The organism is Chryseobacterium taklimakanense (assembly GCF_900187185.1).
In the GTDB taxonomy this organism is placed as follows: domain Bacteria; phylum Bacteroidota; class Bacteroidia; order Flavobacteriales; family Weeksellaceae; genus Planobacterium; species Planobacterium taklimakanense.
Genome location: NZ_LT906465.1, coordinates 2,328,996 through 2,350,553, shown reverse-complemented (window position 1 = coordinate 2,350,553; position 21,558 = coordinate 2,328,996). Strand labels below are relative to the sequence as shown.

The 21,558-nt window shown below is 39.7% G+C and carries 23 protein-coding genes and 1 pseudogene; 8 read left to right on the top strand and 16 right to left on the bottom strand.

What is annotated here, in order from left to right; all coding sequences use genetic code 11:
• Nucleotides 1–85: 85 nt before the first annotated feature.
• From CKV81_RS11250 to speB, 6 genes are all read right to left on the bottom strand, one after another.
• Nucleotides 86–1,189, bottom strand: coding sequence for an Mrp/NBP35 family ATP-binding protein (locus CKV81_RS11250; protein ID WP_095073280.1), 1,104 nt, complete (start codon nucleotides 1,187–1,189; stop codon nucleotides 86–88).
• A 125-nt stretch (nucleotides 1,190–1,314) separates the two neighbouring features.
• Nucleotides 1,315–2,742: a dicarboxylate/amino acid:cation symporter gene (locus CKV81_RS11245; protein ID WP_095073278.1), complete on the bottom strand. Its 1,428-nt coding sequence runs from the start codon at nucleotides 2,740–2,742 to the stop codon at nucleotides 1,315–1,317.
• A 293-nt stretch (nucleotides 2,743–3,035) separates the two neighbouring features.
• Nucleotides 3,036–3,455 (bottom strand): SH3 domain-containing protein, encoded by a 420-nt coding sequence (locus CKV81_RS11235; RefSeq protein WP_095073273.1) that lies wholly within the window; start codon nucleotides 3,453–3,455, stop codon nucleotides 3,036–3,038.
• A 7-nt stretch (nucleotides 3,456–3,462) separates the two neighbouring features.
• Entirely contained in the window at nucleotides 3,463–3,933 is a 471-nt protein-coding gene (locus CKV81_RS11230) for a BON domain-containing protein (protein WP_095073271.1), read from the bottom strand.
• 111 nt (nucleotides 3,934–4,044) lie between these two features.
• Nucleotides 4,045–4,653, bottom strand: coding sequence for an alpha-ketoglutarate-dependent dioxygenase AlkB family protein (locus tag CKV81_RS11225; protein WP_095073269.1), 609 nt, complete (start codon nucleotides 4,651–4,653; stop codon nucleotides 4,045–4,047).
• Nucleotides 4,654–4,813: 160 nt separating this feature from the next.
• Complete coding sequence (gene speB, locus CKV81_RS11220; RefSeq protein WP_095074464.1) at nucleotides 4,814–5,668, bottom strand: agmatinase; 855 nt, start codon at nucleotides 5,666–5,668, stop codon at nucleotides 4,814–4,816.
• Between the two features lie 206 nt (nucleotides 5,669–5,874).
• On the opposite strand from speB, the gene CKV81_RS11215 reads away from it, so the two are divergent.
• The 6 genes from CKV81_RS11215 (at nucleotide 5,875) to CKV81_RS11190 (ending at nucleotide 9,881) form a co-directional block, all read left to right on the top strand.
• Nucleotides 5,875–6,141 (top strand): DUF2089 family protein, encoded by a 267-nt coding sequence (locus CKV81_RS11215; protein ID WP_095073259.1) that lies wholly within the window; start codon nucleotides 5,875–5,877, stop codon nucleotides 6,139–6,141.
• Between the two features lie 5 nt (nucleotides 6,142–6,146).
• Entirely contained in the window at nucleotides 6,147–6,551 is a 405-nt protein-coding gene (locus CKV81_RS11210) for a PH domain-containing protein (protein ID WP_095073256.1), read from the top strand.
• 5 nt (nucleotides 6,552–6,556) lie between these two features.
• A complete protein-coding gene (locus tag CKV81_RS11205) occupies nucleotides 6,557–7,123 on the top strand; it encodes a YIP1 family protein (protein ID WP_095073253.1) in 567 nt (188 codons plus the stop codon).
• 12 nt (nucleotides 7,124–7,135) lie between these two features.
• Nucleotides 7,136–8,773, top strand: a complete 1,638-nt coding sequence (locus CKV81_RS11200; RefSeq protein ID WP_095073249.1) for a serine hydrolase domain-containing protein — start codon at nucleotides 7,136–7,138, stop codon at nucleotides 8,771–8,773.
• 147 nt (nucleotides 8,774–8,920) lie between these two features.
• Nucleotides 8,921–9,121, top strand: a complete 201-nt coding sequence (locus tag CKV81_RS11195) for a hypothetical protein (RefSeq protein WP_095073247.1) — start codon at nucleotides 8,921–8,923, stop codon at nucleotides 9,119–9,121.
• A 100-nt stretch (nucleotides 9,122–9,221) separates the two neighbouring features.
• On the top strand, nucleotides 9,222–9,881 hold the full coding sequence (locus CKV81_RS11190; protein WP_095073244.1) for an HAD family hydrolase: 660 nt from the start codon (nucleotides 9,222–9,224) through the stop codon (nucleotides 9,879–9,881).
• 97 nt (nucleotides 9,882–9,978) lie between these two features.
• Here the strand turns inward: CKV81_RS11190 and CKV81_RS11185 are convergent, their stop codons facing one another.
• The 9 genes and pseudogenes from CKV81_RS11185 to lptB form a co-directional block, all read right to left on the bottom strand.
• Nucleotides 9,979–11,370: a type III PLP-dependent enzyme domain-containing protein gene (locus CKV81_RS11185; RefSeq protein ID WP_095073239.1), complete on the bottom strand. Its 1,392-nt coding sequence runs from the start codon at nucleotides 11,368–11,370 to the stop codon at nucleotides 9,979–9,981.
• 77 nt (nucleotides 11,371–11,447) lie between these two features.
• On the bottom strand, nucleotides 11,448–12,080 hold the full coding sequence (locus tag CKV81_RS11180) for a thiamine diphosphokinase (RefSeq protein WP_095073235.1): 633 nt from the start codon (nucleotides 12,078–12,080) through the stop codon (nucleotides 11,448–11,450).
• A gap of 11 nt (nucleotides 12,081–12,091) precedes the next feature.
• Nucleotides 12,092–12,661, bottom strand: a complete 570-nt coding sequence (locus CKV81_RS11175) for a cob(I)yrinic acid a,c-diamide adenosyltransferase (RefSeq protein WP_095073233.1) — start codon at nucleotides 12,659–12,661, stop codon at nucleotides 12,092–12,094.
• 10 nt (nucleotides 12,662–12,671) lie between these two features.
• Nucleotides 12,672–13,394 carry a methyltransferase family protein gene (locus tag CKV81_RS11170; RefSeq protein WP_095073229.1) on the bottom strand — a complete coding sequence of 241 codons (723 nt, stop codon included), beginning with the start codon at nucleotides 13,392–13,394 and terminating at the stop codon, nucleotides 12,672–12,674.
• Nucleotides 13,378–14,130 (bottom strand): carboxy-S-adenosyl-L-methionine synthase CmoA, encoded by a 753-nt coding sequence (gene cmoA / locus CKV81_RS11165; RefSeq protein ID WP_095073226.1) that lies wholly within the window; start codon nucleotides 14,128–14,130, stop codon nucleotides 13,378–13,380. The genes CKV81_RS11170 and cmoA overlap by 17 nt, the downstream gene beginning before the upstream one ends.
• 7 nt (nucleotides 14,131–14,137) lie before the next feature.
• Nucleotides 14,138–14,713: a membrane lipoprotein lipid attachment site-containing protein gene (locus tag CKV81_RS11160; RefSeq protein WP_095073222.1), complete on the bottom strand. Its 576-nt coding sequence runs from the start codon at nucleotides 14,711–14,713 to the stop codon at nucleotides 14,138–14,140.
• A gap of 16 nt (nucleotides 14,714–14,729) precedes the next feature.
• On the bottom strand, nucleotides 14,730–16,454 hold the full coding sequence (locus CKV81_RS11155; RefSeq protein WP_095074461.1) for an ABC transporter ATP-binding protein: 1,725 nt from the start codon (nucleotides 16,452–16,454) through the stop codon (nucleotides 14,730–14,732).
• Nucleotides 16,455–16,577: 123 nt separating this feature from the next.
• Nucleotides 16,578–18,293: a L,D-transpeptidase family protein gene (locus tag CKV81_RS11150; protein ID WP_095073220.1), complete on the bottom strand. Its 1,716-nt coding sequence runs from the start codon at nucleotides 18,291–18,293 to the stop codon at nucleotides 16,578–16,580.
• A gap of 440 nt (nucleotides 18,294–18,733) precedes the next feature.
• Nucleotides 18,734–19,459 (bottom strand): annotated as a pseudogene (gene lptB, locus CKV81_RS11145) (LPS export ABC transporter ATP-binding protein); the annotation flags it as partial.
• 132 nt (nucleotides 19,460–19,591) lie between these two features.
• Here lptB and CKV81_RS11140 point away from each other — a divergent pair.
• On the top strand, nucleotides 19,592–19,876 hold the full coding sequence (locus tag CKV81_RS11140) for a TM2 domain-containing protein (RefSeq protein WP_095073215.1): 285 nt from the start codon (nucleotides 19,592–19,594) through the stop codon (nucleotides 19,874–19,876).
• Nucleotides 19,877–20,043: 167 nt separating this feature from the next.
• Here CKV81_RS11140 and hemB read toward each other — a convergent pair whose 3' ends face one another.
• The gene (gene hemB, locus CKV81_RS11135) at nucleotides 20,044–21,036 is read right to left on the bottom strand and encodes a porphobilinogen synthase (RefSeq protein ID WP_095074456.1); all 993 of its coding nucleotides are present in this window, start codon (nucleotides 21,034–21,036) and stop codon (nucleotides 20,044–20,046) included.
• A 115-nt stretch (nucleotides 21,037–21,151) separates the two neighbouring features.
• Between hemB and CKV81_RS11130 the strand changes: the two genes are divergently transcribed.
• A complete protein-coding gene (locus CKV81_RS11130) occupies nucleotides 21,152–21,502 on the top strand; it encodes a T9SS type A sorting domain-containing protein (RefSeq protein ID WP_095073213.1) in 351 nt (116 codons plus the stop codon).
• Nucleotides 21,503–21,558: the final 56 nt, after the last annotated feature.

Sequence of the window (21,558 nt, the reverse complement as noted above, 5' to 3'; positions counted from 1 at the left end):
ATTTTATTTTTAGTTCGAAATCGTTTGATTTGGTTCGAAGTTCGCAATCGGTAATATCGAACTTCAGAGCATATCAAACTTTAAATTATTTCCTGGTTGAGCAGCCTGCCATTGTCGTGATTTTCACAGCTTCGGTTGGCGGAAGATTTTTGTTTCTTTCTACCAGGCTCTCAATCATCTTCTGCGCTGTGGTCTTATAAATCTCTTCGATTATAGAACCTTCCTGCATTGCTGCCGGCCTGCCGACATCACCTGCTTCTCTGATGCTCTGAATTAAAGGTATTTCGCCTAAAACAGGGATTCCCAAATCTTCTGCAAGATACTGTGCCCCCTGTTTTCCGAAAATGTAGTATTTATTTTCCGGTAATTCTTCCGGGGTAAAGTACGCCATATTTTCGATTAATCCCAAAACAGGAATATTGATGCTTTCCATCTGGAACATCGCAATACCTTTTCTTACGTCGGCCAAAGCGACGTGTTGCGGGGTAGAAACGATCACAGCACCCGTTACAGGAACTTCCTGAATGATTGACAGGTGAATATCACCAGTTCCAGGAGGAAGATCGATCAGGAGAAAATCCAGTTCGCCCCAATGTGCATCGCGGATCATCTGGTTCAGAGCTTTTGACGCCATCGGTCCGCGCCAAACTACCGCCTGGTTGGCTCCGGAGAAATAACCGATGGAAAGCATTTTCACGCCGTAATTTTCAATAGGCTGCATCAGGTTTCTACCGTCAACCTCTACCGAAAGTGGCTTAGAACCTTCGGTATCCAGCATCGTTGGAACTGAAGGCCCATAAATATCAGCATCCAAAAGTCCTACTTTAAAGCCCATTTTTGCCAAGGTCACGGCCAAATTTGCCGCTACGGTAGATTTTCCAACGCCGCCCTTTCCAGAGGCGACAGCTATAATATTCTGGATTCCGGGAATCTGTTTTCCTTTAATTTGATTTTGCTGAACTTCGGTGGGTTCCGGAGAAACAATTTTTAATTTTAACACCACATCTTCACCAAACTCAGAGGCGAAGGCCTGCTTCATTGCGACTTCAAGTTTCTTTTTTTCGTGCATTGCCGGTGAATGAGCAGTCATATCAATATACACGTCATTGCCCATCACCTGGAGGTTATTAACCAGATCATCAACTTCTATTTCTTTCAGGAACTCCTGAACTTTTGCTTTCGTCAACATAATCTTTTTATTGATTCACAAAATTACGGAATTATTTCTTTAATTTAGAATGATTAAAATCAAGGTAGGGATAAATAAAAAAGGACTTCCTTATGAAAGTCCTTCTTAATGTCTTTATAAATAAGTTATTCCGCCTGAAAAGCCAAAGCCTTTTCCTGATCAAACTCTCCCTCCCATTTTGCAATTACAACCGATGCAAGACAGTTCCCGATTACATTTACAGAAGTTCTACCCATATCCATCAATTCATCAATTCCTAAAATGGCTGCAATGATGAATGTTGGCAAGCCAAACTGATCTGCGGTTGCAATAAGAATAATTAAGGATGCTCTTGGAATTGCGGCTACACCTTTACTCGTAATCATCAAAGTTAAACAGATGAGAAGCTGCTGACCGAATGACAAATGCATTCCCGCAGCCTGCGCCACAAAAATCGATGCCAACGAAAGATAAAGCGTAGTGCCATCAAGATTGAAAGAATAACCTGTAGGAACTACGAAAGAAACCACTTTTCTCGGAACGCCGAAACGCTCCATATTCTGCATTACTACAGGAAGTGCCGCATCTGAACTCGTGGTTGCAAATGCGATGGAAACCGGTTCTTTAATGGCTTCTATAAATTTTTTGATGGGCACTTTCATATACAAAGCAATCGGCAAGAGTACCAAAAGTATAAAAGCAATGAGAGCGGCATAAAGTGTTATGAGAAGCATAAAAAGATACCTTAATATATCAATTCCCATATGTCCAACGGTGTAAGCCATGGCAGCACCTACACCAATTGGTGCAAAGTACATAATAATATGCGTATACTTGAACATCGTTTCCGCAAGACTTTCCATAAAATCGACGAGTGGTTTTTTCTTCTGCTCGGGAAGTTGCGCCAAACCGATACCAAAAATCACTGCGAAAATTACAATCTGAAGTACCTGATTTTCGTAAATAGATTTCACAATATTCTCCGGAAAAATATCTCTAAAAAAAGCTGTTGTTTTAAATAACCATTGATTTGCTTCGGGAATTTGCTCCAAAGCTTTTATGTCGGCTTCCTTTACGGCAGATGTTTTAGGAAGTTCCTGATGCGGAATTTTTGACGCATCGATACCAACACCTGCTTTTGAGATATTAATTGCTGCAAGACCAATGAATAAAGCAATTGTTGTTGCAGAATAGAAATAAAGTAATGATTTCCACGCCATTCTCCCGACCTGTTTAAGGTCTGAATGACCTGCAATTCCGTAAACAAGCGTTGCAAAAAGTATAGGCCCAACGATTGTTTTAATTAAACGGATGAATCCCTGACTTAATGGCTGCATTGAAAGTGCAATGCCAGGAAAATCACGCCCTAAAATAATACCGATAACGATACTGATTAATATCCACGTGGTAAGGCTTTTTCTGCGCAAGGCGTAAGTTACCATCCCAAGAATAAGTAACAGGTGGCCAAAAACCAGATAATCTGCAGGAAGTGGCGAAATAAAATTGATACCGTGTAAAATAACTGCTATAGTGAGTGTTATCAACGGAAATATCTTCAGAAATTTTGAACTCATATATATTTGTTGAAAGATTTACAAATATAAGTTTTTTTGTTAAAGATTTGTTAAGCCGGAGAGAAACCGGACAAGCGATTGCAGCGGAAATCCTTTTTATTTTCGTGAAAATAAAAAGATTGCAGCGGAAAGCGCGGTCCCGTTATAATTTTGCGAGCAGAGAGGGTGGGAAATTATAACGGGATGGCCCCTGAATAATGAATAACTGAGAAGGAATAATTAATAATTCTGACTGAACAAATGAAAAACCTCCGGAAAATCCAGAGGTTTTGTTTTAGTGAAAAGTATAAGGACTAAGCTCTTAAATATCTTGCATAAGCGTAACCTTCTTCACCTGATGAAGTTCTGATTTTCCACCATTCATCTGAAGACTGCTCTACCAATGTTACCAGCTCGCCTTTTGCAGCTTTACCTACAATTGCAGCTTCTGTAGATGGCTCCTGACGAATATTCAGGTTTGAATCGTCTGTCGCTACGGTAAGGTTTGCACCTGCAGCAAGCCCTGTAACCTGTACATCGATGTTGATATCTGTAGCGGAATACGATGCATCGATAGCGCCCAGTGCGTTCCATACGGCATCTTTTGCCGCGGTGGAAGCTGCGTTACCTGAAACATAAAGTACACCGTCCTGCTCCTGAACCTGCAGATTTGAGATTCCCGCAGACTGAGCTGCAGAAACTACGCTTGAATATTTATCCTGTAATGCGCTCATTTTTCTATTATTTTACTACTAAACTGTTTGTGTATTTACCAATTTTCAAAGCATCAACCGATTCCTTGATTTTTCTTGCCTGTTGTGGAGAAACATTACCTGTAAGGGTAAGTTCACCGTTTACAACTTCCGCTTTTACGGATGGGAAATCCTTCACCGCGTCCTGTACTTTTGCAAGTACTGCCGGATCAACCGCATTTACTTCAACCGCTGGAGCTACAGTCGCCATGTCCATAACTTCTTTTACTCCCGGGATTGCTTTTAGAGATGCAATTGCAGCATCTTTGTCAGCCTGAGTTGCGTAAGTTCCGCTAAGGTGTGCTACACCGTCTTTTACTTCAACAGAAGCGTTAGGGTTTGATGTAACTACTGTTGTAGCCTTTGTTTGCAGCTCAGCATCAGTAACTTTTTTCTTACAGGAAACCGCTCCAAAAGACACTGCAAGTGCCAAAGCAGCCATTGTGATTGATTTTTTCATAGTTTAAAAAATTATTTTAATGTTAAATATCCTTGAACCAAATTTAGCATTAAAAGTTGGAATGCAGTTCTTAAAAAATTATAAAGTTTTCTTAAAAATAAAGTCTTGTACTCATTTTTCGATAGTTCTGAAGGTAAGGTTTACCCGTGGATGCAAAACTTTTTTGGTTGGCGGTAAACGGTGCAGCCAGTAAGTTTGTGTTTCGCCTTTCATGACTAAAAGACTGCCGTGTTCCAGATTGAGTTCCACTTTTTCTTTGGTGGTTTTGTGTTTGAATGAAAACTTCCTTTCGGCACCGAAAGTCAGCGAGGCAATTGCGCCGTTCTTCTTCAGATCTTTTTCGCCGTCGCTGTGGTAAGCCATTCCTTCGGAACCGTCATGATACAGATTTAACAGGCAGGAATTGTAGGTTTCACCCGTAAGTTCTTCTGTTCTTTTTTTGAGATGAAGAAGATTGGCCGTCCACTGTTCTGCACGTTTTGTTCTCCCGGAATAAGTGTATTCAAATTCTTCATCGCCAAACCAGGCCACTTTTCTTTTGGTTTCGATCAGTTTCCCGAAAATGACAGCTTCGTCAAATTTCCAGGGAATCCCGTTAAGCAAATATTTCAAATAAAAATCAGACTCTTCCGGAGTGAAAACTTTCCCATAGTAATTTACAGTTCCGTCTTGTGGAAGGAGGTTCTTCTCAGAATTAAATTCAATGTCAAATAAACTCATTTTCTTAGCATGAAGAAGACTCCTTTAATTTATTTATCTAAGCGTGAATTTTATCTTTATTGAAAGCCAAAATCTATATCAATAGAGCAATCCAACCTAAAATGCACCAATAAAAAAGGCGAACTGTAATAGTTCCAATTTTTATGATTTAAAAAAAATTTTAATTGTTTGAAAGATGGTAGTAAGCCAACATTTTGTAGTAAAGTTTCGCGGCTAAAAATGCAGTCGGTTTGGCGAATGGCGAATCCATCAGTTCCACGATATCGAAAGCTACGACGTTGCATTTTTCAAAAACTTTTTTAAGAAGCTGCAGCGTTGGATACCATTGTAACCCGCCGGGTTCCGGTGTTCCGGTTGATGGCGCGAAGGACGGATCGAAGGCATCCAAATCAATGGTAATATACACATTTCCGGAAACTTTTGCCAAAACATCTTCAATCCAGTTTGGGTTTATTGCAATTTCGTGAGCCCAAAAGCACTGCCCTTCAGGAACATACTGCATTTCCTCCAAATCGCAGGAACGGATTCCTACCTGAACGAGATTTAATTTCTGTGAAGCTTCAAAAACTGCACAGGCATGGTTGGAGGTTGAGCCGTGGAAATCAGGTCGCAAATCGGTATGCGCATCGAGTTGAAGCACCGTCAGATCAGGATATTTTTCACCGAACGCACGGATTGAACCGATGGAAACCGAGTGTTCGCCGCCAAAAAGCGTGAACAGTTTCCCTTCGTTCTTCATCAGTTCTTTGGTTTTGTTGTACACCGCTTCGGTCATCGCTTCGGGTGTAGAATTTTCAGAAACTTCGCCTGCCATCCAAACGCCGTGCAAATACGGCTCGGTGCGGGTTTCGATATCGAAAAGTTCCATATTTTCGGATGCATCGAGGAAGAGTTCCGGGCCTTTGTCGGCACCTTTACCCCAGGTTGAAGTTCCGTCGTAAGGAACGGTAACGAGCATTACTTTTGAGTTTTCGAGCATGGCATTTTCTTCGGGAATTCCGGCGTAGGTTTTCATATTTTTTTGGTCTAATGTTTTAGTTGAATGTTTCGCAAAGATAAAGATTTTGGATGCCACTTCAAATCTAACTGATTCTTCAAAAAAAATTTTTTTTATTGTTTCAAAACAAATTCACTTTAATTTTATTAAAAATAATTTTAATTTTATTTAAGTTTATTGTAACAATATATATATTTGAATTACTAATTTGAAAAACAGTTTTAATGAAACTTCCTATATTTTGTCCCAGTTGCGAAAGTTCGCTGAATGTGAGCCAGATGAAATGCAACCATTGCCAAACTGAAGTCAATGGAAATTACGACCTACCGCTTTACCTGAAACTTTTGCGGGAAGAGCAGGATTTTATTCTGGAATTTTTTCTTTCAAGTGGCAGCATCAAAGAAATGGCGAAACAGGCCGAACTCTCCTATCCGACGATGAGAAACAAAATGGATGATTTAATTGAAAAGATAAAAAAATTAAAAGATTAGAAATTATGAAAAAAATTGCAGTAAAATATGGGATTGAAGTAATGGTCCTCGTTGGTTTGCCTTTTCTCTTCATTCTTGCAGATGCTATAAAAAAAGGAAATATAAAAGGATTTTTGTTCGCAATTGCCATCTTAACTCTTGTTTCAATTTTCATATTCGGAATAAAATATTTTATAAAAGAAAATGTATTGATTATTCAAAACAGTGTTTTTGGCAGCACAGAAATCAATATTCACGAAATTAAAATGATTGAGAAAACATGGAACGCAATTTCTTCTCCCGCCCCGTCGCTCGCGGGAAGAATAGAGATATACTGGGATAAAAAAAGTATTGTGATATCGCCAAAAGACTATCAAGATTTTAAAAATGAGATGCAGAAAATTAATTCAAATATTCAATTTAAAGACTGAAAACAATGAACTGGAAATATATTTTTAATCCGTTTGAAAAATTCGATGAGAAAACTTTGCTCATCGTGGGAATTTCGATTTACATCATCGTGAATTTAATTGCTTATTTTTCAGGTTCAAAACTGGACGGAATCATGCACTTCGACAGTTTGGATGAGAAAAATGTAGTAAAAGAAATGCTGTTATCATTTGGCGTAATCGCTGTTTCGACAGTATTAATTTTTATTTTGGGTAAAATTTTCAACAGAAGAACGAGGCTGATCGATATTGTCAATATGATTTTAATATCGCTGTTTCCCACAATTCTTATTCTGTTGATCGGCGAAATCCCGGTTTATAAAACAGCAGTCCACCAAGTGGCAAAACTCGCTACAGAAAATTCTCCCGTAATTGGTTCGGATTTAATCATTGTACTGCTGTTCACTTTCCTGCTGCTTCCTTTCCTAATCTACAATATCGTTCTGCTGTACAATGGCTTCAAAACTGCGACCAACACGAAGAAATGGCAACATATCGCGATTTTTTTCGCATTTATTTTTATTCTGAATACCATCACTCAAATATTAATTTAAAAAAAATCAAAAATGAAAACTAAACTTTTTTTAATAGCACTTTTGGCAATATTCCAAAGTGTTTTCGCCCAAGACATTACCGGTTCGTGGAAAGCGGAACTGGAGATACGGGGAAGCAAATTACCGCTCATTCTAAATGTTAAGAAAAATACTGCAGGATATTCTGCAACTCTGGACAGCCCGATGCAAAATGCGAAAGACATTCCTGTTTCGAAAATAGAATTCGGCAACGGAATTTTGAGTTTCGAATCTTCCCTCATTGGCCTTAAATACAGTGGAACATATTCATCAGAACCAAAAATCCAGGGGCAGTTTTCCCAAAACGGGTTTCAATCCGCTCTTACATTTTTCCCTTTAGATAAGCCGGTACAAACGATGGGTAAACTCCCAGCAGACTATGGAAAAAACCTCGTAAAACTTGACGAATATCTTAGCTACTTAGAGAAAAATAACGTCGAAGCCGGTAAAGTTTCAATTTTTAAAGGCGGAAAAGAAATTTATCAAAGAACATTCGGAGAAAATAACCTCCCTGGATATAATCCTAAAAACAATTTATTTCAGATAGGCAGCATTACCAAAACCATGACGGCAGTTATGCTTCATCAGCTTGCCGAAAGGAAAAAGATCGATCTGAACAATAAACTTTCAATCTATTTTCCGGAAGTTCCAAATGCGGACAAAATCACGCTGAAACAAATGCTGAATCACTCGGCAGGGCTTGCCAATTATGTTGACAGCGAGAGCGAACCGAAATGGCTAACTGAATATTACACAGAAAAAGAAATTCTGAACTATATAAATTCCCAAAAGGCCATATTTGAGCCGGGAACCTCAACCGAATATTCTAACACCGGTTACTATTTGCTGACTAAAATCCTCGAAAAAACTACCGGACAAACTTTCGCGGAAAACCTCAGCCGAATGATTCTGAAACCGGCGGGTTTAACCAAAACTTTTACTATAAGTTCTAAACCAGTGAACGTTTTCAGAGGATTCTCTTATGCCAATGGCTGGATTCCGGTTAAGGATTTTGATTTCAGAAATGTGGTTGGTGTTGGCGATATTGCTGCTGATCCGGGTGATCTGAATAAGTTCATCAGCCAGCTGTTCTCGGGGAAATTTCTATCTTTAAATACATTGGAATCAATTAAACCAAAGAAAAATCATCAATTCGGATTAGGTATTGCAAGAGTACCTTTTTACAACAAAACGTTTTACGGCCACAGCGGCGGGACGTACGGCACAAAGTCACTGATGATTTACAATGAAGAAGATCAGCTCGCCGTATCATACTCGCTGAATGCAGACAGGATGGGAGCTAATAATTTCGCCTTTGATATTTTGAGCCTGCTTTACGGATTGGAGGTAAAACTTCCTGTTGTAAACAATCAGAAACTTTCTGAGGCAGATTTAAAAACATTTGAAGGGAAATATACTTCTACTCAAATACCGCTGGGAATAAAAGTTTTTGTACGAAACGGCGGACTTTTCGCTCAGGGCGACGGTCAGCCGGCATTCCCGCTTGAATTTGTAGAAAAACAAACCTTCAAGTTCGACCAGGCTAACCTTAAAATGATATTTTTACCGGCTGAAAATAAAATGACACTGATACAGAACGGCGAGTTCATTTTTTCCAGAATTTTAGAATAATATAAAATTTGCAAAATTTTTGTTTAGAACATGTAAAAAAAATGTTAAAAAATCACAGTAAACTTAGCAGATAAACAAAAATAATTTTATTCTTTGCATATTAAAATTAAATTTACTATATTTGTAAAAATTGATAAAAGCAACAATATGAAAAAGACAGAAAAAGACATTTTAGAGAAGGATGGTTTGCTTTATTTCAATAGGTTAAACCAGATTTTTCCTTCAAAACAACAAATCGCACCGGGATATTCCGCAAATGTGAATTTTTATAAGATCGCAGTGGCAGTACTGTCGCTTCTTGTTTTATTGAGCATCTTCTATTTTGTGGAGCGCACCATTGCAATTTAATTCTCCGGCATTTCCGTGCGAGGAATTATAATCATAATCCAGACATTGCCAAAGTTTTGAACTTTGGCAATGTTGTTTTAGTTTTGCAAATTAAAAAAATATGCCCCTAAAAGCTGTACTTTTCGATATGGACGGCGTGATTGTGGATACCGAACCACTACACCGCAAAGCTTATTATAAAATGTTTGACGATTTCGGAATTGAAGTGGATGATGAATTCTACTCCACGTTTACCGGTTCATCTACGAAAAGTGTCTGCGAAAGACTGATTGAAAGACATGGTCTCGAAATTTCCTGGGAAGACATTGCCGCAATCAAGAGGAATTATTTCAAGCACTATTTTGACACGGATCCGGATTTTGATTTGATTCCCGGTGTAAAAGACCTCATTCTGCATTATCACGAAAACAGAATTAAACTCGTGCTCGCTTCTTCGGCTCATATGAACACGATTAACTGGGTTTTTGAGAAATTTGACCTCGAAAAATACTTTATTGCAAAAATAAGCGGGGCTGATCTAAAAGAATCCAAACCACATCCCGAAATTTTTGAACTGGCAGCAGAAATGAGCGGTGAACCAAAGGATCACTGCATGGTTATCGAAGATTCCACCAACGGAATAAAAGCCGCCAACGCTGCGGGAATTTTCTGCGCTGCATTTGTGAGCGAGCATTCTGTGCTTCAGCATTATGAAACTGCGGATATTGTGGTTTACGATTTTGAGGAATTGCGGGTAGAAAAAGTGGGGAAATACTTTTAATAACACCAGTACAACAATAAGTTTTGGCTGAAGCCCTATTAAATTAGATTAAAAAAAACGGGCTAAAGCCCGTTCCTATTTATATTTTTTATTGAGTTTAGTATCCAAGTAATTTCAGCACATCTTCAGGCTCCTGTTTTTCGCGGAAGATCTCGTACTGGAAGTTGCCTTCCTCATCTTTCTGAATCAGAATATGCCTTGGCTGCGGCATCAGACAGTGATGAACACCGCCGTAACCGCCAATAGTTTCCTGATAGGCTCCCGTATGGAAAAATCCAATATATAAAGGTTTAGTATCACTGAAAACGGGAAGATAAATCGCGTTGGTGTGCTGCTCCGAATTGTAATAATCGTCAGAATCGCAGGTTAAGCCTCCAAGGAAAACCCTTTCGTAAGTATCGTCCCAACGGTTAAGCGGAAGCATAATAAAATGACGCGAAATAGCCCAGGTATCGGGTAAAGTTGTCATGAAAGATGAATCGATCATATTCCATTTTTCCCTGTCGTTCTGGCGCTTTTGTGAGATGATCTTATAAAGGTTTGCACCGCTCTCACCCACCGTGAAACTTCCAAATTCAGTATAAATATTTGGCTCTTCCACACCCTCTTCCTCACAGAACTTTTTGATCTGGAACACGATTTCCTCCACCATATACTGGTAATCGTAATCAAAATTAAGTGATGTTTTTATCGGGAAACCTCCGCCAATATTAAGCGAATCTACTTCCGGCGCTATTTTTTTCAACCTGGCATAAACCCGGAGACACTTATAAAGTTCGTTCCAGTAATACGCCGTATCCTTAATTCCGGTATTGATGAAGAAGTGCAGCATTTTAAGCCTGGCGTTCGGATGTTCTGCGATTTTTTGGGAGTAATACGGAATAATGTCTTTATAACCAATGCCTAACCTGGAGGTGTAGAATTCAAATTTTGGTTCCTCTTCGGACGCAATTCGGATTCCGATGTTGAAGGTAGCATCAATGCTTTCGGTTAGTTTGTCGAGTTCGCGGTAATTATCAAGAATTGGTGTGATATTCTCGAAGCCGCTGTTTATCATCTCAGAAATTTTCTGCAGATAGTCATCGGTTTTAAAACCGTTGCAGATCACCTCGATATTTTTATCAACCTTTCCTTTGTCGTAAAGCGATTTCACGATGTCCATATCGTAAGCCGAAGACGTTTCGATGGAAATATCGTTTTTCAGTGCTTCCTCAATCACAAAATTGAAGTGACTGGATTTCGTGCAGTAGCAATAACGGTAACTTTTGGTATACTCGTGCTTTTCAAAAGCTTCCCTGAACCAACCTTTTGCACGCTGAATATTTTGTGAAATTTTTGGAAGGTAACTTATTTTTAGAGGGGTTCCAAACTGTTCGATAACCTCCATTAAAGGGATATCATGAAATAAAAGATTATTTTCTGCCACATTGAATTCCTCTGTTGGGAAATACAAGGTCTGGTCAATAAGTTCTTTGTATTTAATTTTCATCAGCGCATCAAAATATTAAATCGTGAACTGCAAAAATACTGAATTAGAAACGATATAATTAATTTTACCGGTGATTTTTAAAGATAATTTCCTCCAACAAAGATTAAGAGGTCTCCGCTTTGATAACTGATACGGATCTCATCATCCACAGCAAAATTGCGGGTCCCGATCCTGTCAGTAATTTTAAGGATTTCAGAATTTAAAGGCCAGTTTAAGCCGTTGGTTACAACATTTTCCGCCACTGGAAAAGGGTAAAGCGAGATCAATTTATCCTTCACATCCTTTAAAACGAAATCGTTCGGAATAAAATAATAGGTTGAGAACTCATCAAAAAATGTGATTTCAATTTTATCCTTAAAAGAATAAGCCACTGTTAAATTTCCAAGAAAATGATCCATTTCGGCACCGCTTCCGCCAAAAACGTCAACGGATTTGGCCCCTTCTTCAACAAGAATTTCAAGCGATTTCCCGAAGTCGGTTTTATCCTGATCAGGAGTGTGGATGAATTTTTCTGCATAAAGAGATTCATCTGCACCTGAATGCGAATCGAAATCCCCGGAAATAAAATCCAGTTTATGGAGCGGAAAATTCATTGATTTTAAATAATGAAAAGCACCATCAGAACAGGCGATAATATCATAACTCTCCGTTACAGGAAGCTTTTTTGGCGCGTCACCGTTTATGAAAAGAAGGGCTTTTTTATTTTCCACAGCTTATAATGTTACCTGTTATTGGGATTCCAGTATTCCTCCACTTCGTCATTAAGTTTTGAAACGTATCTCGCCAAAATAAACAGATAATCGGATAAGCGGTTCAGGTATTTTATCAGTTCCGGGCGCACCTCTTCAGTTTCATTCAGGAAAACCAAAGCACGCTCTGCCCTTCTGCAGACCGTTCTTGCTACGTGAAGCGATGTCGCCGCTTTTCCGCCGCCGGGAAGGATGAAAAACTGTAAAGGTTCTAAATCTTTATCAAAATCATCCATCCAAAGCTCAAGTTCCTCAATTTCTTTTTCAGAAATGGTTAAAGGTAAGCGTGGGTTTCCGTTTGCCAGAAACATTTTATCCGCAGGCGTTGCCGATTCTGAACCCACAGTGAACAGGTCAAACTGAATTTTTTTTAGCTGTGAAAGAACTTTTTCATCAGAAATTTCACTCTTTGCAGAGCCAATGAACGCGTTCAGCTCATCGATGGTTCCGTAAGATTCTACTCTGGCAGATGCTTTGGAAACTCTCGTTCCGCCGTAAAGTGCGGTTTCCCCTTTGTCGCCGGTTTTGGTATAGATTTTCATTTTAATGAATTTACTCGGTCCATTTTTTACTTTTCTTCATATACCTCACAAAAAGGTAATATGCCAAAAATACAGCTACAGCAATGGCAGCAGAAGTATTGCGCAGGCGATCATCCCCATCGGTAAGCTGTGGATATTTAAACAGAAGAATCAATGCAATGCCCGACAGCCATACAAACTGCGTGTTGTATTCCTTAATCAGCCATCTTTTCCATTTAAAACTCATGGCAGAAAAAGTTTTGCCAATACCCGACAAGTTTGGTATCCAGCGGTGTACTTTTTGGGTATATTCGTCGAATGACGCTCCGAATTTGCCACGCAGGAAATTTTCTTCAGCCAAAACAATCGCCTGATAAATGAACAGGAATACCGGCATGATCACTGCAACATAAATCAGTGAATTGGCCAGGATTCCAACACCTAAAAGCATAAGAATGTTACCAACATACAGCGGATTTCTTACGTGTGTAAAGATGCCTTCGGTCACCAGCTGGTCTGCATAAACTTTTTTATCTCTCCCGCCCCGCACAATGTAAGCGAGGCCGATAGTCATTCCGCGGATAATCTGTCCGGTTACTGTAACCAACAGTCCCAAAATAATCGGATACAGATAATAATTCCGTCCAAAAGTCTTCTCGCCAAAAATCGGCGGCGACGGAATGAAAAGCAGCAGATAAAGGATTATAAAAAGAAAATTTCTGTATTTGAAAAAAAAGTTACCGATCTGTATCATTTAGATTTTTTGCAATTATACCTGTGAAATTGTACCATCTGAAAAACACCTCAACTTCCTTGAATCCCGCTTCTCTCAGCAAATTGATGTTCTCACTCGTCTTGTAGGGAATCAGCACATTTTCCAGCGCTTCTCTTTTTTGTGAAATCTCGAGTTCGCTGTATTCGTTGCGGCGCTTAAAATCGTAATAATAGTCGATATATTCCCTGTTGAAAGATTTTTCTTCGGTAAGGATCTTTTCGATGAGAATGAAAACGCCGTCTTTATTCAGTCCTTCGAAAATATTTTTAACAATATTCAGCCTTTGCAGTGGACGGATAAACTGCAGCACCAAAACCATGGTCACTACCGAGGCGTTATCAATTTTGAAGTGAGCTGCCAGGTCTGCCGCCATCAGCTCAACTTCGCGGCGCATACTGAAATTCGAGAGTTTTTCACGGCATTTTGCGATCATTTCTTCGGATTCATCGATGCCGACAAAAGGAATTCCCTCAGTAACCATCTTATCCATCATCAGCATCGTGGTACCTGTGGAACAGCCCAAATCGTAAACCTTCGTATTTTCTTTGGCATGAGTGGCTGCAATTTCTGCGGTCATACGCTGCATTTCGTGGTAGAACGGCACAGAACGGCTCACCATATCATCGAAAACGCCGGCAACGGTCTGGTTGAATTCAAAGTCGGACGGCTTCAGTATTTCGTTGAAAACTTTATCTGAATTGGTTTGATTTTTCATAGTAATGCTATTTCTTCACTTCCACAAACTGGTAAACCATTTGATTTTTAGGGTTATATATGATCGTGCTGAAATTAGGGAAGCGCTTCACGCGGTAATACTCGATGCTTCTGTCGTTTTTAATTTCATTCAGAAAACTAAAATCTATGGTGTTTGCGGGAAGAAATTTTTCAAAAAAGGTAATTTTCTCTATGATTGAAGCGCCATCCGTTTTCTGAAATTCCTTTGATGATTTGGCCTCATCCGTTGTATTCTGTTCAACCAAAGATTTCAGGAGTGCATCTTTATCGGTAGTTTTATACTTGAAAACATAAAACGGCCGCCCGTTTGGAAAAGCAACTTTTTTACCGGTTTCATTTTCAACCAATGCAGCATTTTGCTGTGGGAAGATACTGTCGAAAGCGATATTTTCAGCATTTACAATTTTATTGAGCTGCTCGTTTACAGTTTCCTGAACTGCTTCTGTCGCTTTTTGCTGGGCTTTCTGTTTTGCAGTTTCAACGGTGGTATTCACAGTTTCCTCAATTTTTTGGCAGGACGACACTGCAAGGAGCAGAAGAATACCGAGGGTTATTTTTTTCATAAAAATTAGCAAAAAATTAATTTTCGCGATACGAATTTACTAATTTATCCAGATTTAAACTTCGTGCGGAGGCATCAAAAATTTTCCGGTAAGTTCCGTGTCTTTCAATCAGCTGATCATGCGTTCCACTCTCGGTCACTTTTCCTTTTTCCATCACATAAATTTTATCAGAATCCAGAATTTGGGAAAGCGAATGCGAAATCATAATCACAGTCCGGCCTTCTTTAATCGCGTCCAGAGAATTTTTAATCTGTTCTGTCGCAATGGCATCCAGACTTGCCGTAGGCTCATCCAGGAAAATGATTGGTGGATTTTTAAGAAATAATCGGGCAATGGCAATGCGCTGCTGTTGTCCGCCCGAAAGCTGGGTTGCATCGTGTTTATACTGTTCCGGCAATTCAATGATTTGGCTGTGCAGATATGCTTTCTTTGCGGCTTCGAGAATTTCGTCAAAAGAAGCATCCATATTTCCGTAGCGGATATTGTCTTCGATACTGCCCTGGAAGATGTGGTTTTTCTGCAGCACCAGCCCGATATCACCACGCAAAGATTCATTGTCATAATCATTTAAATCAATGCCATCTAAGAGAATTTTCCCGGAATCCGGAAGGTAGAACTTACATAAAAGATTGATGACCGTAGATTTTCCGGCGCCGCTCAACCCGACCAAAGCGGTGGTTTTTCCGCTTTCGATCTTCATCGTGACATCTTGTAGTGCTTTTGTACCGTTGGGATAAGTAAAATCTACATTCTGAAGCTCAAAATTTCCTTTGATCTCACGTTTTACCGTTCCGTTTGGCTCTTTTTCGCTGTCGGCATTCAGGATATCAAAATAACCTTCGGCGTAGATCATCGCATCGTTCATATCATCATAAATGCGGTGAAGCTGGCGAATCGGCGCCGAAACATTATTAAAAAGCATGATGTGAAGCATAATCGCACCAATGGTCATCTGCTGATTGAGAACGAGATAAACTGTAAGCAAAATGACTAACACCACACCAAACTGCTCGATAAAAGTCTTCAAACCGTCGTAATAGAAATTGGTTTTGCGCGTGTACAACTGGCTTTCCATAAGCTGCATCTGAAGGTCGTACTGCTTTTTGCCTTCAAAATTTTCCCGCACAAAACTCTTGATCACCATAATGGAGTTGATGAGATTCAGAAGCCCGGATGTTTTCTGCTCCCGCTGATTTCTTAAGGTTCTGCGAACTCCGCTCAATTTTTTAGCCTGAAGCGAGCTTACCCAAAAGTAAATCGGCACGACAACTGTGGAAACCAGGCCTACATAAACATTCTGCATATACATCACCACCAATGCAATGATTGCATTTGAAAACAGTGGCAGGATGTCGATGAAGAAATTCTGGACGAGCCGGGTCAAGCTTTCAATTCCGCGGTCTATTCTGGTCTGCAGTTTCCCGGACTGATGGTTTTCATCCGAAAAATAGGCAACTTTATACGTTAGAATTTTATCAATTGCGGTTTGTGCCAGGACGGAACTGGTGTTAATCCTTATTTTTTCACCATAGAATTTTTGTCCGAAATTGATGAAAATATTCAAAAGTTCTTTACCAATTAAAATCCCTGAAATCAGCGCTAACACATGTATTCCTTCGCGCATAGGATCCGGGAGCTTAATAAGTTTTTCCACTTCATCAACTGAATATTTCAGCACCAATGGATTAACCTGCGCCATTAAAGCACCGATAAATGTGAGTGCCAAAGTACCGAAAATCATCCATTTATAAGGCTTGATAAACGGCATAATCTGTCGGTAAATACCCAACAGTGTGACTGTTCTGTGAAAAGGTTTTGCCATATGGAAAACGGCGGAAAATTTCCGGCTTGCAAGTTAATTTTTTTAAATTTTACCGGATCTTGCTTTGTCTTTATTTTCTGGGGATTTCACAACAGGTTCAACAATATTTTTCATCAGCATAGCTTTCAGTTTACGGTCCCGCTTATATATATCATTGCTGAACATAAGGTTTCCGTTATGATCAACCCAAGTTGTGTAATATGTAAGGTAAACCGGCATTTTCTTGGCAAGGACAACGCGGTTTTCTTTTCCTTCATTCATTTTTTCAACAATAATGCTGTCGGTGATATCTTTATTGTCTTTCAAGACGAATTTTGCAAGCTTCAGCGGATCGGCAACTCTTACGCAACCTGAACTTTGTGCTTTGTTTTTACTTTTAAACAAATATTTTTCGTTGGTATCGTGCAGGTAGATGTTATAGGTATTGGGAAACATAAACTTGGCCTTCCCGAGCGGATTTTTCGGGCCGGGCTTCTGCCGGATCAGAGGAATATCCCTGGTAAGCTTGCCAACTTTTTCCATGCCGTTTCTCGCAAGGTAGCTTGAGCTGCGGTTCATCGCGGGAATAATTTTGCGTTTCAAGATTCCCGGCGGAATGTTCCAGTACGGGCTGAAATCTATATACGACATTTTATCACTGAAGGCGACGGTTCTCCGGTTTGAGGTTCCCACAATCACATCCATATCCCATAGATAATCCTGCGAATTGTATGCGAAAAGCTTGTATTCCGGAATGTTTACCATCAGATATTCATCATCTTCAGGGCTGATCCAGCGCATACGTTCCAGGTTGACCAACATTCTCTCGAGGCGGTCGCGCCCCGGAACATTTAATGATTCGAGGAAAGATTTCCCAATAACGCCCGATGAATCCAGCGAATGCCTGTACTGAAAATGATGCACGGCAGAAAGCATCTCTTTATCAAATTCACCCGAAGGTTCATTAGTTTTTAAATCTCCTAAAAGAAATAACCGCTCCCGGATTTTGGAGATTACGGCCGAGCTGTCGCCCATTTTATAAGTTCCTGCAGGAAACTGATAAGTTACGGTATCGAGACCTTTATTGTGAAAATCCAATATCTTTTCTTTTAAAGAGGTGAAATGCCTGTGGGTCGGTTCATCTGTGAAAATCTTTCCACCGTTTTGAACTGCGCTGCTCATCATTTCCACGGCATCATATTTCCCGGCAGCTTTCAGCCAGTCTGCACTTTTTGCAAGTTCATCGGCCTTACCTTCAAAAGTCCGTTTACTGTATGCGATATATTGTGAAGTGAGCATTAACTCCACTTTTTCCTCGTCTTCTTTTGCGATTTCGTTGTCCATCATACTATGGAAACGTTTGTGATAAGGCAAATCGAGCTTTTTGCCGTCTTTTTCCAGATTCATCAATCTTACTGCCAGGTGATCCGCCTGTTCAGAAAGCCCATCTTTATCAAACCACGCATAAGCACTGCTTCTGTTTTTATAAAACTGGCTGATTTCGTTTTTGTAAGGTGCAAATTCTTTAAACTCATTGAAAAAATATCCGATAGAATCCAAATCTAGTTTCTTTTCAGTCTGTGTGCTGAAAGCCCCGATCAGTGTGGGATCAAAATTAACGTCCAGAATTTCACCGTCATTTACCAAACCTCTTTCGTAGCTGGCGGAATCCTTTGTTTGTTCAGTATTCTCTGTAAAATCTGTATTTTCGGTTTTCTTCGAGCAGAAATGGAGAAGCGAAAAAATGAAAGCAAAAAGGAGATAATTATGTATTTTCATTATTGTGTAAAGATTTGAATTAAAATTCTTCAATGCAAAATACACGCGATTATAAGGAAAATTCTTACAAAATTTTCCCGATAATTTACAATGAAATTAAAGATTTAGCCTTCGAAAACGTAGGTTGTGAGGTAGTGAAGTTCAGGCTTTGAAAGTTGCTTTGCCAGAGCTGCTGCCTGTTCTTTTGTGTTGGCAGCTCCGAGATTGACTTTTTGGAAGAGGAACGAATTATTGGCGTTTTTGTCCACAACATTTTTGAAAATATTCTCGATTTCAGAATTGGCAAGCGATGCAAAACTGATATCTTCGAAACCGCTGAACAGGCGAAGATTGTCCTGTCCGGCGAAATTCTCATCCACAAAAGCCTGAAACTGTGCACGGTTGTCAAAATTTCCTGCCCAAATGTTGTATGCCGACGTTTTTTTCTTCGGCTTATCATCAATGCTTTGATACACAAAATTTTCACCAAGATAAGCTTCACGAACCTGCGGATCATTAGCCAAATCTTCAGGAAGACCTTCTTTCAGGATTCTTCCCTCAAACATGATATAAGTTTTGTGAGTGATGGCGAGGGTTTGCTGCACGTTGTGGTCGGTGATTAGAATTCCGATATTTTTCTGGGTGAGGCTTCGCACAATTTTCTGAATATCCTCTACCGCAATCGGGTCCACACCTGCGAAAGGTTCATCAAGAAGAATAAAATTTGGGCTCGTGGCCAGACAGCGCGCAATTTCCGTCCGGCGCCTTTCACCACCGGAAAGCAGATCACCTCTGTTGCTGCGAACATGCTCCAGAGAGAATTCTTCGATCAGTTCATCACATTTCATACGTTGTGCTTTCCTGGAAAGGTTGGTAAGCTGCAGAACGCCCATAATGTTCTCCTCAACCGAAAGTTTTCTGAATACTGAAGCTTCCTGCGCTAAATATCCGATTCCTTTCTGTGCACGGCGGTACATCGCATCGCCGGTTATGTTCTGATCATTAAGATAGATTTTTCCGGAAGTAGGCTTTACCAAACCAACAATCATATAAAATGTAGTGGTTTTACCTGCTCCGTTTGGGCCAAGCAAACCGACAATTTCGCCTTGGGAAACTTCTACAGAAACGCCTTTTACTACTTTTTTCGGTCCGTATTCTTTAATTAAATTTTCGCCTCTTAAGATCATAGAATGCAAAGATAATTATTTTGATGCAAGCGGCAAGGCTCAGCAGAGAAAGCATAAATCATATATAATTAATTGATTGATAAAGTGTAACATTTAATTTTTCGCAGCGACTGATAATAAAAATCAATATAAATGGAAACTTACGGCTATACGAATCCTGAAGACAATAAGCCAAACTACGTGTACCGAAGCGAAAAGAAGATTGCAGCTGCATTGCTTGGAATTTTTCTCGGCGGATTTGGTGCGAATAAGTTTTTCCTGGGCTATATCAATGAAGGCATCATACAAATTGTGCTCAACATCCTTACTTGTGGTATTGCGTCTATAGTTCCTTTTATCGAGGGCATTATTTACCTTACAATGAGCGATCAGCAGTTTGATAAAACTTATATTAAAAATAAAAAAAGCTGGTTTTAACCATTAATCAAATTAAATTTTCAACAAAAAAACCGTTTCACAAGTGGTGAAAACGGCTTTTTTTGCGTTTTTGTCCCGACCTCCTGACGGAGAGAGGTTTTCTTTCAGACCCTTATTACCCTACAGCATTTGAGACAGTTACTTTCATTAATATTTAGTATCCTACATTAGTTATTTAAAAGCATTGCCGCTTCTTTTGCAGCGTAAGTAAAGATCATATCAGCGCCCGCCCTTTTAATGCAGGTCAAACTCTCGATGATGGCTTTATCGTTATCTAGCCAACCGTTTTGGGCCGCGGCCTTCAGCATGGCGTATTCACCGCTCACGTTGTATACTGCAATTGGCAGATCGATCTGCGCCCGAACCTGCGAAACGATATCCAAATACGGCAGTCCCGGTTTGATCATGATGATATCCGCACCTTCTGCCACATCTTTCATCACTTCATCCATTGCTTCACGGGCATTGTGAAAATCCATCTGATATGTTTTTTTATCTTTCGGAATGTCCACATTTTCTTTCGGAGCACTGTCTAAAGCACTTCTGAACGGCCCGTAAAATGAACTGGCATACTTGGCGGCATAACTTAAAATTCCAACATCCGTAAAACCACTTTCTTCAAGTCCCGTTCTTATTGCAGCAACGCGGCCGTCCATCATATCGCTGGGCGCTACGATATCCGCACCTGCTTCTGCGTGGGAAACAGACATTTTCACCAATGCTTCATTCGTGGCATCGTTGTCTACTTTTCCGTTGGTAATGATCCCGTCATGACCGTAAATTGAATACGGATCCAAAGCAACATCAGGCATTACAACCATTTCCGGAACTGCATCTTTGATCGCCTTGATGGTATTCTGCATCAGTCCGTTTTTATTCCATGCTTCTTTACCGGTGTTGTCTTTCAGGTTTCCTGAAACTTTCATATACAGGTTAACAGCTTTTACACCCAATGAAAAGAGCTCCTTACACTCCTTTACCGTCAGGTCAACAGATCTTCTGTAAATCCCCGGCATCGATGGAATTGGTTCCTCTTTATTTTCACCTTCCATTACGAAAACCGGCATTACAAAATCATTTACAGTGAGTACAGTTTCCTGCACCAGGCTTCTGATGGAGGCGTTTGTTCTTAACCTTCTGTTTCTGGAATATATTATCATGATAATCTTAAAATTGGTATTATATTTGGTTGCAAATTTACTGATAAATTGAATTGTTATTTCATGCGATTTGTCATACATTTGTAGTAGTAGCAGTAACCCCATATAAATTTGAATGAATAAATTTTTATTTTTTCTATTCTTTTTCGGAATTTTCTTCAGCATTTCAACAGTGAAGGCACAGACCACGAAGGAATCTTACCCGACGGCCCAAAAAGCTGACGACGGTGTGTTGGTTGCTTACCCAAATCCTGCGCGTGATTTTTTAATTGTAAAAGCAAAAGATGCCGCCTTGAAAATAAAATCAGTCACTTTTTACTCTATTTTAGGAATGCAAGTCGCCACCATCAATGTCAATATGAATTCAGGGGAACTGAATCTTGAAAAGCTCAAACCTGGCAAATATCTTATGAGGTATACCCTGAGCGACAACACGCAAAAAATTACTCAAATTATAAAACATTGAATCGTGAAACTTCTTCAGGATTTTTTTATCTCAAAAACTTCCCCGTTAGGCTTTTA

Excerpts from the sequence above, each read along its gene's own strand:
- CKV81_RS11190 (WP_095073244.1), top strand. The coding sequence starts at position 9,222 with ATGCCCCTAAAAGCTGTACTTTTCGATATGGACGGCGTGATTGTGGAT.
- CKV81_RS11235 (WP_095073273.1), bottom strand. The coding sequence starts at position 3,455 with ATGAGCGCATTACAGGATAAATATTCAAGCGTAGTTTCTGCAGCTCAG.
- CKV81_RS11155 (WP_095074461.1), bottom strand. The coding sequence starts at position 16,454 with ATGATTTTCGGTACTTTGGCACTCACATTTATCGGTGCTTTAATGGCG.
- CKV81_RS11210 (WP_095073256.1), top strand. The coding sequence starts at position 6,147 with ATGAAAAAAATTGCAGTAAAATATGGGATTGAAGTAATGGTCCTCGTT.
- CKV81_RS11160 (WP_095073222.1), bottom strand. The coding sequence starts at position 14,713 with ATGAAAAAAATAACCCTCGGTATTCTTCTGCTCCTTGCAGTGTCGTCC.
- CKV81_RS11250 (WP_095073280.1), bottom strand. The coding sequence starts at position 1,189 with ATGTTGACGAAAGCAAAAGTTCAGGAGTTCCTGAAAGAAATAGAAGTT.
- CKV81_RS11230 (WP_095073271.1), bottom strand. The coding sequence starts at position 3,933 with ATGAAAAAATCAATCACAATGGCTGCTTTGGCACTTGCAGTGTCTTTT.
- CKV81_RS11170 (WP_095073229.1), bottom strand. The coding sequence starts at position 13,394 with ATGATACAGATCGGTAACTTTTTTTTCAAATACAGAAATTTTCTTTTT.
- cmoA (WP_095073226.1), bottom strand. The coding sequence starts at position 14,130 with ATGAAAAATCAAACCAATTCAGATAAAGTTTTCAACGAAATACTGAAG.
- CKV81_RS11215 (WP_095073259.1), top strand. The coding sequence starts at position 5,875 with ATGAAACTTCCTATATTTTGTCCCAGTTGCGAAAGTTCGCTGAATGTG.
- CKV81_RS11175 (WP_095073233.1), bottom strand. The coding sequence starts at position 12,661 with ATGAAAATCTATACCAAAACCGGCGACAAAGGGGAAACCGCACTTTAC.
- CKV81_RS11245 (WP_095073278.1), bottom strand. The coding sequence starts at position 2,742 with ATGAGTTCAAAATTTCTGAAGATATTTCCGTTGATAACACTCACTATA.
- CKV81_RS11130 (WP_095073213.1), top strand. The coding sequence starts at position 21,152 with ATGAATAAATTTTTATTTTTTCTATTCTTTTTCGGAATTTTCTTCAGC.
- CKV81_RS11185 (WP_095073239.1), bottom strand. The coding sequence starts at position 11,370 with ATGAAAATTAAATACAAAGAACTTATTGACCAGACCTTGTATTTCCCA.
- CKV81_RS11200 (WP_095073249.1), top strand. The coding sequence starts at position 7,136 with ATGAAAACTAAACTTTTTTTAATAGCACTTTTGGCAATATTCCAAAGT.
- hemB (WP_095074456.1), bottom strand. The coding sequence starts at position 21,036 with ATGATAATATATTCCAGAAACAGAAGGTTAAGAACAAACGCCTCCATC.
- CKV81_RS11140 (WP_095073215.1), top strand. The coding sequence starts at position 19,592 with ATGGAAACTTACGGCTATACGAATCCTGAAGACAATAAGCCAAACTAC.
- CKV81_RS11195 (WP_095073247.1), top strand. The coding sequence starts at position 8,921 with ATGAAAAAGACAGAAAAAGACATTTTAGAGAAGGATGGTTTGCTTTAT.
- CKV81_RS11150 (WP_095073220.1), bottom strand. The coding sequence starts at position 18,293 with ATGAAAATACATAATTATCTCCTTTTTGCTTTCATTTTTTCGCTTCTC.
- CKV81_RS11225 (WP_095073269.1), bottom strand. The coding sequence starts at position 4,653 with ATGAGTTTATTTGACATTGAATTTAATTCTGAGAAGAACCTCCTTCCA.
- speB (WP_095074464.1), bottom strand. The coding sequence starts at position 5,668 with ATGAAAACCTACGCCGGAATTCCCGAAGAAAATGCCATGCTCGAAAAC.
- CKV81_RS11205 (WP_095073253.1), top strand. The coding sequence starts at position 6,557 with ATGAACTGGAAATATATTTTTAATCCGTTTGAAAAATTCGATGAGAAA.